The sequence below is a fragment of the Butyricimonas sp. RTP31003st1_G1_RTP31003_210430 genome (assembly GCF_040920905.1).
Classification (GTDB): Bacteria; Bacteroidota; Bacteroidia; order Bacteroidales; family Marinifilaceae; genus Butyricimonas; species Butyricimonas paravirosa.
This window is the reverse complement of record NZ_JBCOSQ010000015.1, coordinates 55,089-68,659: the sequence shown is the minus strand read 5'-3', so window position 1 is coordinate 68,659 and position 13,571 is coordinate 55,089. Positions and strand designations below refer to the sequence as shown.

The 13,571-nt window shown below is 44.2% G+C and carries 10 protein-coding genes; 8 read left to right on the top strand and 2 right to left on the bottom strand.

Annotation, left to right across the window (positions count from 1 at the left end):
- Positions 1 to 5: 5 nt before the first annotated feature.
- Positions 6 to 1,067 carry an L-asparaginase 2 gene (gene ansB, locus AB5542_RS06685; protein WP_087420315.1) on the bottom strand — a complete coding sequence of 354 codons (1,062 nt, stop codon included), beginning with the start codon at positions 1,065 to 1,067 and terminating at the stop codon, positions 6 to 8.
- Positions 1,068 to 1,103: 36 nt separating this feature from the next.
- Positions 1,104 to 2,414, bottom strand: coding sequence for an anaerobic C4-dicarboxylate transporter family protein (locus tag AB5542_RS06680; RefSeq protein WP_279037272.1), 1,311 nt, complete (start codon positions 2,412 to 2,414; stop codon positions 1,104 to 1,106).
- A 234-nt stretch (positions 2,415 to 2,648) separates the two neighbouring features.
- On the opposite strand from AB5542_RS06680, the gene AB5542_RS06675 reads away from it, so the two are divergent.
- From AB5542_RS06675 to AB5542_RS06640, 8 genes are all read left to right on the top strand, one after another.
- Positions 2,649 to 3,848, top strand: coding sequence for a hypothetical protein (locus AB5542_RS06675; RefSeq protein ID WP_279037270.1), 1,200 nt, complete (start codon positions 2,649 to 2,651; stop codon positions 3,846 to 3,848).
- 102 nt (positions 3,849 to 3,950) lie between these two features.
- Positions 3,951 to 4,664, top strand: coding sequence for a hypothetical protein (locus AB5542_RS06670; RefSeq protein ID WP_087420312.1), 714 nt, complete (start codon positions 3,951 to 3,953; stop codon positions 4,662 to 4,664).
- Positions 4,636 to 5,097, top strand: a complete 462-nt coding sequence (locus AB5542_RS06665) for a GNAT family N-acetyltransferase (protein ID WP_118302239.1) — start codon at positions 4,636 to 4,638, stop codon at positions 5,095 to 5,097. The genes AB5542_RS06670 and AB5542_RS06665 overlap by 29 nt, the downstream gene beginning before the upstream one ends.
- Positions 5,098 to 5,137: 40 nt before the next feature.
- Entirely contained in the window at positions 5,138 to 5,920 is a 783-nt protein-coding gene (locus tag AB5542_RS06660) for a hypothetical protein (RefSeq protein WP_279037268.1), read from the top strand.
- A gap of 404 nt (positions 5,921 to 6,324) precedes the next feature.
- Entirely contained in the window at positions 6,325 to 8,922 is a 2,598-nt protein-coding gene (locus AB5542_RS06655) for a tetratricopeptide repeat protein (RefSeq protein WP_279037266.1), read from the top strand.
- A gap of 25 nt (positions 8,923 to 8,947) precedes the next feature.
- The gene (locus tag AB5542_RS06650; RefSeq protein ID WP_279037264.1) at positions 8,948 to 9,643 is read left to right on the top strand and encodes a zinc ribbon domain-containing protein; all 696 of its coding nucleotides are present in this window, start codon (positions 8,948 to 8,950) and stop codon (positions 9,641 to 9,643) included.
- Positions 9,644 to 9,666: 23 nt separating this feature from the next.
- Entirely contained in the window at positions 9,667 to 12,684 is a 3,018-nt protein-coding gene (locus AB5542_RS06645; RefSeq protein WP_270542082.1) for a virulence factor SrfB, read from the top strand.
- Positions 12,681 to 13,565, top strand: coding sequence for a hypothetical protein (locus AB5542_RS06640; protein WP_279037262.1), 885 nt, complete (start codon positions 12,681 to 12,683; stop codon positions 13,563 to 13,565). Before AB5542_RS06645 ends, AB5542_RS06640 begins: the two co-directional genes overlap by 4 nt.
- Positions 13,566 to 13,571: the final 6 nt, after the last annotated feature.

Below are 13,571 nucleotides of genomic sequence, written 5' to 3'. Positions count from 1 at the left end.
ATGAATTAATATTCGTTGAAATATTGTTGGATCTGTTTCCAATCGTTAGTCTTAGTCAAAGCTAACATCAAGAGGATTCTTGATTTTTGCGGGTTCAATTCTTGAGAAGCGATGAATTTGTATTGATTGTCATCTACTTCAGCGTCAAGCGTGGTCGGTCCTGTCGGCACACGGGTTGAACGTACGATAAGAATTCCCTTGTTACGTGCGTTGATTAATTCCGGGAACACGTTTTTGTGGATGTTTCCGTTACCTAATCCGGCGTGGATAATTCCCTTGTAACCGCTATTAGCCATCATTTTAACAACGTCACCTTCCATGTTTGAATAGCTGTACACGATGCCCACTTTCGGAAGAGAGTTCAGGTTCGTTACATCAAATATGGATTGACTGGTGTGTTTTTTTAACGGAGATTGATTGTAGAATACTTTGCCGTTGTAAACATAGCCAAGGGCTCCTGAATTCGGTGCTTGGAATGTTTGAACATCAATCGTATTCATTTTTAAAACACTGTGAGCTCCGAGAATAATACCATTCATGGAAACTAAAACTCCTTTACCCATGGATTCTTTTGCTCCTGCAACAACCACGGCATTGTATAAGTTTAACGGGCCGTCAGCGCTAAGAGCGGTAGAGGGACGCATGGCACCTACAAGTACAACCGGTTTGTTACTTTTCACGACAAGATTCAAGAAATAGGCGGTTTCTTCCATCGTGTCGGTTCCGTGGGTGATCACGATTCCGTCAATGTCTTTTCTTGCCAATAATTTGTTGATTGTTTTGGCAAGTGTCAACCACACGTCATCCGTCATATCCTGTGAACCGATCTTAACGATTTGCTCTCCGGTTACATTGGCTATTTTCTGAATTTCGGGTACAGCCGATAAAAGTGTACCGATGGCAACCTGTCCGGCTGTGTAATTGGTTCCGGTTGAAGAAGCTCCGGTTCCGGCGATCGTACCTCCTGTTGCCAGAATATGGATGTTAGGCAACTTTTGTGCGAACGTGGTCGCAACAGAGAATAGCACTAGGGCTACCAGCAAACTTAAATTCTTAAACATTTTCATAACCTGTAATTTAAAATTTACTTATAATTAGAGTATTTAAAAAATCTGTATAAAGAGCAGTCCAAGTCCAACGGCCACGATGGTTGCGACAAGTCCGGGCATCATGAACGAGTGGTTCAGCACGTATTTGCCGATTCGTGTTGTACCCGTTCGGTCGAAGTTAATGGCGGCTACCACGGTGGGGTAGTTCGGGATAAAGAAATACCCGTTGACGGCTGGGAACATGGCGATCAGCATGTAAGGCGATATTCCCAAGGCTATACCGAGAGGCATGAGCGCCCGGACGGTAGCGGCTTGGCTGTACAACAAGATAGACATCACGAACAGGGCTATACCGAACAACCAAGGCATTTGTCTAACGACTTCTTCGATAGAAGATTTTAATTCTGCCATGTTGCCTTGCAAGAAAGTATCTCCCATCCAAGCGATTCCGAAGATGGCTACTACCGCTTGCATACCGGCCCCGAAGACGGAACCTTGTGCGGCTTTTAACCCGTCTGTACGAGTTATTAATAATATGATAGCTGCCGCGGATAACATTAATATTTCAATGATAGATGGCATATCTAATAATACTTGTTCGCCATTGATCATGAATGAAGGACGCATGGTATCAAACGAACCGAATAGCACGATGAATACCGTGGCGATAATGAAAACAAAAACAGACAGACTTGCTCTTCTCTGGTTGGCAACGTCTTTCAGTTCGTATTTCTTGTCATTGAACACGCCTTCTTTCAAACGTTTTTGATATTCCGGGTCATCAACGAGTTCTTTCCCGACTTTCATGGAGAAGAAGGCACCGACGAGTACACCGATTAGCGTGGCGGGAATCGTGATCTTCAAAATGTCAAACAAACTAATGTCAAAACCGGCTAGTAAGCCCAGTAATGCTACCGTGGCAGCAGAAATTGGACTGGCGGTAATGGCTTGTTGGGAAGCGATCACGGCAATTCCTAGGGGACGTTCCGGGCGAATTTGGGTTTCCGTGGCAACTTCAGCGATTACCGGAAGTACGGAATAGGCAACGTGGCCGGTACCGGCGATAAACGTGAATGCGTAAGTTACTAACGGGCTTAGAATTGTGACGTGTGCCGGATTCTTTCTTAATAAGCGTTCGGCCACCTTGACCATAAGGTCCAATCCTCCGGCAGCCTGCATACATGCTGCCGCAGAAATAACCGCCACGATCATAAGCATAACATCAATAGGCGGGGCCGTGGGTTGCAGTCCGAACACGAATGTCAGAATTCCCAATCCAATACCTCCCATGACACCCAGTCCGATACCACCTAGACGCGCTCCGATGATGATTGCTGTTAAAACGAAAGCTAGTTGTAAAATCATCTCATCTATTTATTTAAAGTTTTATTTTTCAATCATTATCAAGTCTTACACGATATATCCTACGGTAATCACGAAATGAATGTTTCACTTTTCGCAAAATAAATGAAACTTGTTGTTATTAATTTAAAATCTGTATAAATGCGGATAACCGTTCATCTCCTCTTTATTTAAACTTTTATATGTAATACAAAATTTAAGCCAAAAGTGTTACTTTTGCTCTAAAATTTAACATTTATGCAAGATTTATACCTGTTTAATCCGGATAATGAAATTTCAATAGCCAATGGAACAAATGGTTACACGCCAAAGGCGAATATTTCCATTATGGCCGATGATCTGGCGTTTTTATCTGCATATTTGGCCGGAAAAGGGGATTATGTGTTGGTGACGAAGATGCCGGACTTCGACTTTATGAAAAGTCGAGAAGAAGTTTTTGGTCTGGATTGTAAACCGGTGATCTGGGAAAAAGCTCAATTACTTTCTTTTAACGAGATAAAGCCTTGGGGATGGAGTCCCCGGGTTCACAATTTATTGAAAGAGTTGAAAAGTCGTTGTAACGAGCAGTTCAGGGAGAGTGTCATGTCAACGTGGAGTGATAAACGGAGGGATTTATATAGCAGGCGAATGGCTGCCACTTGTTTGGCTGAGATGGTACGGGCTATTCCCTGTATAGGGGAGGATATTATTCCTCGTGAATGTAACACGTTGGCAGGAATCAGGTCGTTGTCGGAAAAGGAAGATATCGTGGTGAAAGCTCCTTGGTCCTCTTCCGGTAAAGGAATTCTTTTTATCCCGAAAGGACAGATGACGTGTAAAGAAGAGGAAGTTTTATCCGGTATCTTGCGTAAACAAGGGTACGTGATGGTGGAAAAAAGATTGAATCGGGTGCTGGATTTTGCCATGGAGTTTGAAATGGACCGTTTATTTCACCTGAATTTTCTTGGGTATTCTGTTTTCCAAACAAGTCGACGGGGGGAATACGAGGGGAACAAGGTGGCATCGAATTCTAGTTTGGAAGGGATGATTGCAAAATATACGGGAACGGGGTTCCTACATGAAATCCGTGAACAGTTGGAAAAGGTGGTGACGACGGTGTTTCACGGGAAATACGTGGGATACTTGGGGGTGGATATGATGATATACGAGGACGAGTCGGGAGAATTCGGTGTGCAACCTTGTGTCGAGATAAATCTGCGTTATAACATGGGAATCGTTTCAATCGCTTTGCAGCGTTATTTACAAGAGAGTGTTGAGGGTGTTTTTAATATTCACTTTTCTCCCAAGCCGGGAGAAATCATGCAATCGGTAGAGAAGAATAGAGATATGTATCCCTTGCTGATGGAGGCGGGACAAATCGTGTCCGGATATATAAATTTAACACCGGTATCTCGTGAATCACGCTTTGTGGCCGAATTGTATATAGGTAATAAATAAAAAGTTTGTAAACTTTATGAACTTTTATAGGGAAAATAAAGAAAATTTTATTCTCTTTGTTGTTGATAAAAAGGGTCAGGCACTAAATTTATAGATAAGCATATGCATACGAAAATGAAAGGTGAAGGTATCAAGGGGCTTTTTATTGAGCAAATTGTTCCGGTCATGGAAAGGCATGGCTATCATTTCATGAAGGCTAAGAATGTATTTGTTTATGAAGATCGTGAATGGAAGAACGAGTGTATTCTTCGATTCACGAATTGGGAGAATGATCAGTTGTCTTTGCGCACGGAGTACTTTGTAACTTGTAAGAAAGTCAGCCAATTATATAAGGAGGCTATATCGGAAAAGGATTGTATGCCTATTTGTGGCGTGTTGGATGTCGGGTGGGCTTACAAGTATTTGGGAATACCTTTGGATGATAAGCCTTGGTTTCAGATGAAAATAGCAAAACTTCATTCACTTGTGCAGAAATGGATCGTGGAATTCGAGAGCGTGGGGCTTTCTTTTTTCAAGGAAATGAACGATTATGAGAAGGTTGAGAAAGCCTTGGATATTTTTAATGTTTCCGGTTGGGCTCCTTTGGCCGTGTGGACCGGGGAACGTATTTTGCATGGAATCTGTTTATATTATTTGAATACATACGACAAGCGAGGAACGCTGGGGTTGTTCGATTTGTACCGGGGGAAAATCAATGAAATGGAATATTCCCCGATCCGGGAACAGTTTGAGCGTTTAGAACGATATATGAAATGTTTGCCTGACAGGCAGCCAATACCCAGAAGAAATGAAGATAAGGAAAGCCAATCTAAATGATGTCAACTTGTTGATCTCTCTTCGGTTGGATTTTCTCCGGATGAACGGGGCGAATCTTACGGTGGAGGAACAAATAGCTATCGTTGCACAGATGCGGAAGTATTTCCAAAAGCATATCCCTTTGGGTGATTTTATCGCCTGTTTGGCCGAGAAAAATGGGCAGGTGGCGAGTGCTGCATACGTGGTTATCGAGGAGAGACCGGCAAATGGTTCCTTTATAACGGGGATTGTAGGGAATTTAATAAACGTGCTGACTTATCCCGAATATCGTCATGCCGGGCTTGCGACTCGGGTGATCGGGGTGTTGATCGAGGAATGTCGTCAATTAGGAGTTTCCGCGATAGATTTGAACGCGACTGAAATGGGACGCGGGGTGTACGAACGATTGGGATTTAAGGTGATGCGTGATGTTGCGATGAGATTGAAGTTGTGAGTTGAACTTGTTGTGGATGAAATGTTTAATAATTCATGTTATGAAAAAATGGAATAACATTATTTTTTTAGTTTTATCCATGCTTGTCGTGGGATGTAGTGACAATGATGAGAATCCGGTTGGTTTCTATACATCATCCGGTGGAGATCGTATCGAGGGTTTTTCGGCTTCCGTGGGAGAGAGTTGGTTGAGAGCAGGTGGTGGCAGCGGTGTTTACAAGATTTCTTCGAGTGACGAGAGTATTGTGAAGGCTGAATTGTCTCAGGAGGTTATCACGTTGAAGGCTTATAAGGTTGGGCAGGCAAAAATCACGATCGTGGATAGCCGGGAAGAGTCTGCCACAATTGAGATTACAGTGTGTCCTCTAATCAGAACGATCGAGGTGATGGAAACTCGTGCCTTTATCCGTTATTCTGATGGTAGAGATACATCGGATGTTGAAGAGAAGGTAAAGAAAGAAATTATCGAGAACATGGATATTGCCAAAGGGTGGCAGTTTAAGATGGTGTACGATCATTGGAATGGAACGTATGAGAGAGAGGGAAAGGTAACTGTTTATCAGGATGCGTCTCAAGAGGAGGGGATCGAAGGTACTTATTCGATGGGAAACGTGGAAAACAAAATCGCCTACACGTTTAAGTATGGGGATCGGGAGCATATCCTTCAGTTTCCTGAGATTTTGGAATCCGGTATAGCGAGAGATACAGGTCCCCAGCAAATGACTTGGATTGAGAATTATTCAGCAGAATATAAAGAAAAATATCCGGATGCGAATTTTAAGGAAGTCGTGTGTATTTTGCAGGTTTCGATATGGCGAAGATAGTTTTCAAGAGTAAGGATATTTGAAATTCCGGCATTATAGATGACGATTCAATTGATGTGTTAACGAGGGGAAAATATATCTTAATACTTTCGATATTATAGCTGATTTTTAATATATTTGTTGAATAATTTAGAGTTGTGTTGATGACATTGCTATATGAAGTCGTTATTCAGAGTCGTATATTTTCGAAAGTTTCTTAACGTGGTACTTTTGCCTAGGTTTACTATGGTTTGCAAAAGGGAAAGTAGGGGAATATTAGCTATTTCAATGTATGGCGGAAACGTGCTTTGTGACAAGGATGGAAGGAATCTGTGTGTGAAATTAATTCATGATAAGAATAATAATAGTGAGATAATATTGGGAGCGAGAGCTTTTAGGTATAATATAGAATAAAAATAAGTGATATGAGAAATCGGACGATAAGTATTGTCTGTATGCTGTTATGTTTGTTGGGAATAAGCCGGGTTTCGTTTGCCCAACAGGAAGATAATTTGTTACGGCGGGAGTATCAGGTGGCGATGGAGGAACACGTGCAAAATATGATTGCAGCATTATCCATGTACAGTTCGGATATTTATTATGAGAATGAGAACGTGTTGAGGACAAGGCGGGTGAAGTTGATTCGGGTGTTCTTCCGGTCGGAGCAAGCCAAGATGTACGATTTCTTGAAGATCGGGGTGGAAACGCAGGATAATTATCTGGATGTAATGGAGTTTCTAAGGACAATTCCGGTAGTCTTGCCCCGGGTGACGTTTAACATGAGCGTGGAGGAGATTTCCCCGTACGTGCGTTTGGCGAGTGGAGAGTTTAAACTACCGGTAAAGGTTGCCATCACGTTTGTTGACTTGAACACGAATCAAGAGAGAACAATGCCGTCAAGGGTGTATAACGTGTACTACTGGCAGTCAGAAAATGGTAACTTTGCTGTATCCTCGATGGATTTGTTGCGGGAACAGCAACAGACGGTGGTCAGGAACGAGGGCAATGCAAGCGAGTGGATTGCGCAAGGAGATAAATATTACAATGCCAAGAATTACACTTCGGCTTTGACCTATTATAAGCAGGCTGCGGAAGCCGGGAATGCTAGGGCTGCGACAATGGTCGGATGGATATACAAAAAAGGACTTGGGGTGACGGAGAATGCGGTAGAGGCGGTGAAATGGTATCGAATGGCAGCAAATGGCGGTAACGCTTCCGGGCAGGTGAATCTGGGTGATGCGTATTATACGGGAGAAGGAGTGACGAAGGATTATAACGAGGCATTCAAATGGTTCATGCAGGCAGCCCAGCAAGGGAATAGTACCGGGCAGAGTTGGCTTGCTATCATGTACCGGTATGGTTTCGGTGTGACGAAGGATGAAACCGAGGCTGTTAAATGGTATCGAAAAGCTGCGGATCAGGGAAGTGATTTTGGCCAGTATTATTTGGCAGAAATGTATGAAAACGGATACGGGGTTGAAAAAAATATGACGGAGGCTAGGAGATGGTATCAGAAATCGGCAGATCAAGGGTATCAAAAAGCCAAAGATAAGTTGGCCAGTCTGGAGGTTGGTGTATCGGCTTCTGCCAGTGAAATTGGAGATTGGAAGAGTAAGGCTTACAAGTATTATAATGATAAACAGTATCGAGAGGCGATGACGTGGTTCCGAAAAGCTGCCGACGCTGGTGATGCGGGAGCGCAGTACTTTATGGGGGTGATGTATTTTTGTGGGTTGGATGTTGCGAAGGATCATAAGGAAGCCGTGAAATGGTATAAACAGTCGGCTCTTGGTGGTGATATGCACGGGCAATATTCTTTCGGTGAGATGCGTGAGAATGGTTGGGGGATAGAGAAGAATATGGCGGAGGCCAAAACGTGGTATCAGAAATCGGCTGATCAAGGATATGATCGGGCTATTGAGAAACTAAAGGAATTGTCGGGGACGACGACAAGTTCTACTTCCGGCAAGACGTACAAGGAATACGAGAAAATGGCGGATGAGTATTACGATAAAAAGAATTACACGGAGGCATTGAAATATTATAAATTGTCAGCTCCAGGTAACGATGGGGGGGTACTCAATCGTTTGGGGTATATGTATTCGGCGGGTGTTGGTGTTGATGCAAACGCATCGGAAGCGGTGAAATGGTTCCGCAAGTCGGCAGAGCAGGGATATATGATCGGGCAATATAATATGGGATTGATGTACGAGCTGGGAAGAGGTATTGGGAAGGACGTGAATGAGGCGATCCGTTGGTATCGTAAGGCTGCGGATCAAGGGTATCAAAATGCTAAGGATAAGCTGGCAACCCTTTCAGACACGGGAACAACTTTATCCAAGACGGAGATTAAATATTACGTGGATAAGGCGGATAAATATTACAAAGAGAAGAATTTTCAAGAAGCACTGAAGAATTACTTGATAGCCGCAAATGCCGGGGATGATTACGCCCAAAACTGGGTGGGATGGATGTATAAGAATGCAGAAGGGGTAGAGCAAAATTACATGGAATCATACAAGTGGAATATGAAATCGGCTGAGAGTGGAAATGGTTATGCCATGAATAGCTTGGGTATTTTGTTCGAGAACGGGCAAGGGGTGGAGGTAAATCTTCCGAAAGCGGTGGAATGGTACCGGAAAGCTGCAAATGCCGGGAATGTACATGGACAGTATAATTTGGGACGTATGTATGAAAATGGTCGAGGGGTAACGAAGAATATTATTTTGGCTAAACAGTGGTATGAAAAAGCGGCGGCACAGAATAATAGTGATGCGCAGAGTAGTTTGGGAACGATCTATTATAATGGAGAGGGCGTTACCAAGGATTACGTTAAAGCTATGGAGTGGTATCGGAAAGCGGCTGATCAAGGTAATATGTACGGGGAGTTTAACATTGGCTTGTTGTATGAATTCGGTTACGGGGTGACCAAGAATCTGGATGAAGCTGCCAAGTGGTATCGTCGGGCGGCGAATCGGGGGATGGAACGGGCGAAGACCAAATTACAGGAGTTAGGACGATAAGTACAGAATAAAAAAATTAGAATATATGGCTAGATTGAAGTGGGAATACAAGGATAAGGTGATTCGATTTTCAGCAAGTCACGAGGGGCAGGAGAGTGAATTTTATATTGATCCCCGGTTGGTGACTTATTTGACCGAAGGAAAGAAAATCTATGACTTCCAAGTGTATGTTCAAAAGGGACAGATTGATCCTTACGTGTTTGTCGGGAAGTTCAACGATATGATTGTGGAAGAAGGAGTTCCGGAAGGATATGAATTTACCGAATCAGACCAGATAACAGATCATTGCTTTTGTATCTGTCGGGCGTTGAATTTACCGGACCCTTGGTTAAGTGGAGACGGGTGGCGTAGTGAACCTTGCTATTTTGTTGCTAGGAAATTGAACGTGGAGGTTCCTCCTGTTCCCCCGGTATCACCCGTGCCTCCGAAGAATGAGGATGTTCCCCCGGTGAAAGATGATAAGCCAGAGCCTCCCAAGGCACCTGTGGAGGAGCCGAAAAAAGAGCAGGATGAAAAGCCCGAACCGCCCAAGGAACCGGAAGTAAAACCGGAAGAAAAAGATATGGTGATATGCAAACGTTGTCAGACGAGACAGCGTATCACGAATCAGTATTGTAAACATTGCGGGGAGTCGTTCGTTCCCTTGGAGCGTTGTGGAAAATGTGGACGAGAAGTGCCGAAAAATGCTATTTATTGTCCATTTTGCGGTAAAAAGCGATAATAATGATATAAAATATAAAGTTCATGATAACACTTATTCCAAATTCCGGTGTACAGTTTATCACGAAGGAAGTGAATCTTTCTGATGATAAATTGAATAAGTTCAGACCTTTTGAGTATTACGAGGAGAAAGATGAAGAGGAGGAGGACGAAGATGTTTTTCTGTTCAAACTTCCCTACTATTTATCAAGGATTTCCAGTTATATAGAGAAGGCTCCAAGCGAGTCGGGAAATACGGTTATCAATGCCGAGGCTATCAATGTAGAGACGTGGGAGGTCATGGACGAGGAGAAGATTCTGGATCGGGTGATTCACCGTATTCCGGAAGAAGAGATTATTTCTATCCCGGCCCGGAAGGCATTGGAATGCTTTGAGAATAAGTGGTTACCTGTTCCGTATTTATTAAAGACGGCTGCCGGGGATAAATTTCATGACGGGCCGACAGCTTGGGCCCGGATGTGGTTCACGAAGATCGGAACGCTGGATCATGGAAAGACGGGGGCCACGCATCACGTGGTGTTTGCTTTTGACACGACGGAAGCGGAGAGGCAACATCGCTTCATGAGCTTGAAAGCACAGAATGCCCGTACAAACCAGTTTTTTGCAGTCCCTAGGGCTGAAAGTGATTTGTACCAGTATTGGTATGGAAATGAGTGGATTGACAATTGGTTACGGCAAATTGTCCCCTTGTCCGGTTCCGAGCGGGAAAAGGTGTTCACGCATGTGGGATATTATTTCCAACTGTTAAAAGTACTGTTGGGGTCAAATGTATTTGAAGAAATAGAGATTCCCGGGCAGAAGGGAACGCAGGATATAGATGTAGATTTAGTGTTGGATATTGGAAATTCCCGAACTTGTGGGGTGATCTTTGAAACAGATCACGAGACCCCTTTCCAGTTCACGAACGCAGTACCTGTGGCAATACGGGATTTGGGGCAGCCGAATCGGTTGTATCGGGAACCCTTTGAAATGCGGGTCGCTTTTCACGAGCAAGTGTTCGGTAACCGGATAGCCCGAATGGAGGCCGGGGACCAGAATATATTTAATTGGCCCAGCTTGGTTCGGGTGGGCAAAGAAGCGTTGCGTTATTCCGTGATCTTCGGGCAGAAATCCAATTCCTATATGTCAAGTCCGAAACGTTACTTGTGGGATTCCCGGAAACGTCCGGTGAGCTGGATGGTCGTTCCGGCCAATAAAGAGGCGGATTCGGCATCGGCCTTATTCGGTGTGGCCCATCATTTGACGGCTGACGGCGTGTTGTTGGAACGTGCTAGAGAAGATTTGGAGAAAAAGGGAGAAGGGCTGTTGCCTATCGCGGCGATGGAGGCGAACTATTCGAAGAGTTCGTTGATGACTTTCGCCATGTTCGAGATTTTATTACAGACACTTTCTTATATAAATAGTCATGAGTTTCGAGGAAATTCCCGCTTGAAACCGATGTACAAAGATTTTGCCCGGAAGTTAAAACGGGTTGTATTCACTTGTCCCACGGCCATGTTGGAGGAGGAGAAGAAAATATTGCGGGAACATGCCGAAGATGCCGTTCGTCTGTTAAAAGATTATTTCCCGTCTTCATTGGTTGACGAGGTAGAGATTATCCCGTCGGCGAAAGATATTGGCGCGGATAAGACCAAACGTAAAAATTGGGGATATGATGAGGCTACTTGTAATCAGCTGGCTTTCGTGTATGGCGAGATCATGCACCGTTTTCGGGGAGATGCGGGCCTCTTCTTCAAGTATTCACAGGTTTGGCAGGATTATCTGAAAGAGAAGAATGCGGTACGGATTGCCAGTATTGATATTGGTGGTGGTACTACGGACGTGATGGTTTGCGAGTATTCCAGAGATCCGGATGCGCATATTGTGGTGCTTTCTCCTGATCCGCTTTTCTGGGAAGGGTTTAACTTGGCAGGAGATGACATCGTGAAGAGTATCGTGGAAAGGGTGGTGCTGCCCCCGATTGCGGAATATGCCCGGGAACAGGGATGCACGTCCACTTTCGAATGTATGAATTTTCTGTTCGGTCCTCACTTGGGTACACAAAACGGAACAATGCAGCAATTACAGTTGATGTTCTCCACGCAGGTGGCTTACCCGATAGCCTTGGGTATTCTGGATCACGTGCGGGAAAACAGGAATGCTTGTTTCTACACCTTCAATGATTTCTACACGGATAATAAGCATGCAAACCCGGTGAATCAAGTGATTCAATACGTGAATGACGAGTTTAGAAATCATGGGGCTACTTCATTTAACTTATTGAATGTAAAGTGGAATATTGATAATCGTTTTATAAATCAGGTGATCGGGCAGGTAATTGAAAAGTTATTAGGGGATGTGTGTAAGAAGTTGAAAGCGTACGAATGTGATTACGTGTTACTTTCCGGTTGCCCGACGACCTTACCGGTTGTGAAAGATTTGTTCTATAAGTATTTGCCTGTGCCGCCGGAACGGGTTATCCCCATGGGTAACTATCGAATTGGAGAATGGTATCCGTTCTCTAATAATGCCGGGCAGATTAAAGACCCGAAGACTTGCGTGGCCGTGGGGGCGGCAATTGCTTTAATGAGCGGGGAGTTGATGCGCTTGGATAATTTCCGGCTGGACATCGGCAAGTTAAAAGAGAAATTCGAGTCAACGGCTAAATATATCGGTATTTATGACAAGATAAAGTCTCACTTGGCATCTATTTGCTTTGATGAGAACGAAAATAATAAACAATTACGTTTCGATGGTCCCATGTTGCTCGGGTTTAAGCAATTCGAGGCGACGGAGTGGGTTGCCTCTCCCATGTATTTACTGGATTTTGCATCGTCGGAAAAGGCCCAGATGATCAAGGATAAGTTACCTTTATCTGTGAATATCGAGCGTTCGGAACGGAATCGGGAAGCGTTAAAGATCCGGGGGACTATTTACGATCGGGACGGGCATGCCGTGTCACCGGAGTATCTGATTTTGCGGTTACAGACCTTGGCAGATGAGCAGGGGTATTGGTTGGATTCAGGGATCTTCTCGATTAATGATAACGTGGACGACTTATGAATGTGACAAGAGAAAAATCCGCTTTGTTGTCCTGGGAAACGCAAGGGGACGATGCCGAGCGTCTGGCAGCTTGGTTAACGACGTTTCTGGGGGAGGACGTGTTCCGACGTCTGGAAGAGAATGAAAACTTGCACGTGTCCATGTTGGAGGAAAAGAAAGATGTCACGGGGTGGTTAACAGCAGGTTTAAAAACAATTCTGAAGTCGGAGGACTTGGAGTTGTTGGTGCAGCGTGTGGAACAGGAAATACAAGAATTGCAGAAAAGATTGATCGTTGCCGAGGAAATTCAGGTTTCCAATCAGGATATAACGGCTGATTGTGAACGACAGAAAAGGGAGATAGAGGCTTTGGAGGTGAAGTTGGAGCCTTTGCAAAGAGAGGTGAACAGCTTGAAAAAGAAAGTGGCTGCATCCGTGGGAATTGATGTTATGGTGGATGCCGTTTTCTCCGGAGAAGCCGTGGAGATTCAGACCATAAATCAGCTGTTGAAAGAGGATATAAAGAATCCTTCCGAGGCTTTGTCTGCCTTTTGCGTGGCGCTGGCAAAGACTTGGGGAATTTTAGCGCGAGCTTTGCAGAAAGAGGGTGAGGAGGAAGAGAAAATGGAAATTTTGCATACCGCCTTGACTCGTGTGTTAGAGGCCTTGACGGGACTTTATATTCCCCAGCGGCGAGCCGTGTTGGAGCAGCTGGCTAAATTGTGTAATTCGAGAGTTTCGGATTACCTGTTTATTTCACCGGAAGAGAGTAAAGAAATTGATTTAAGGATTCACAACGCCGCATCTATCGGGGGGAACCAGATACTGGAAGGGCGAACGTTTGCCGTGGTAAACCATTCTTCCTACCAGACAGTGAAATACGCGGAAATCGAGGTTTGTTAACAATAT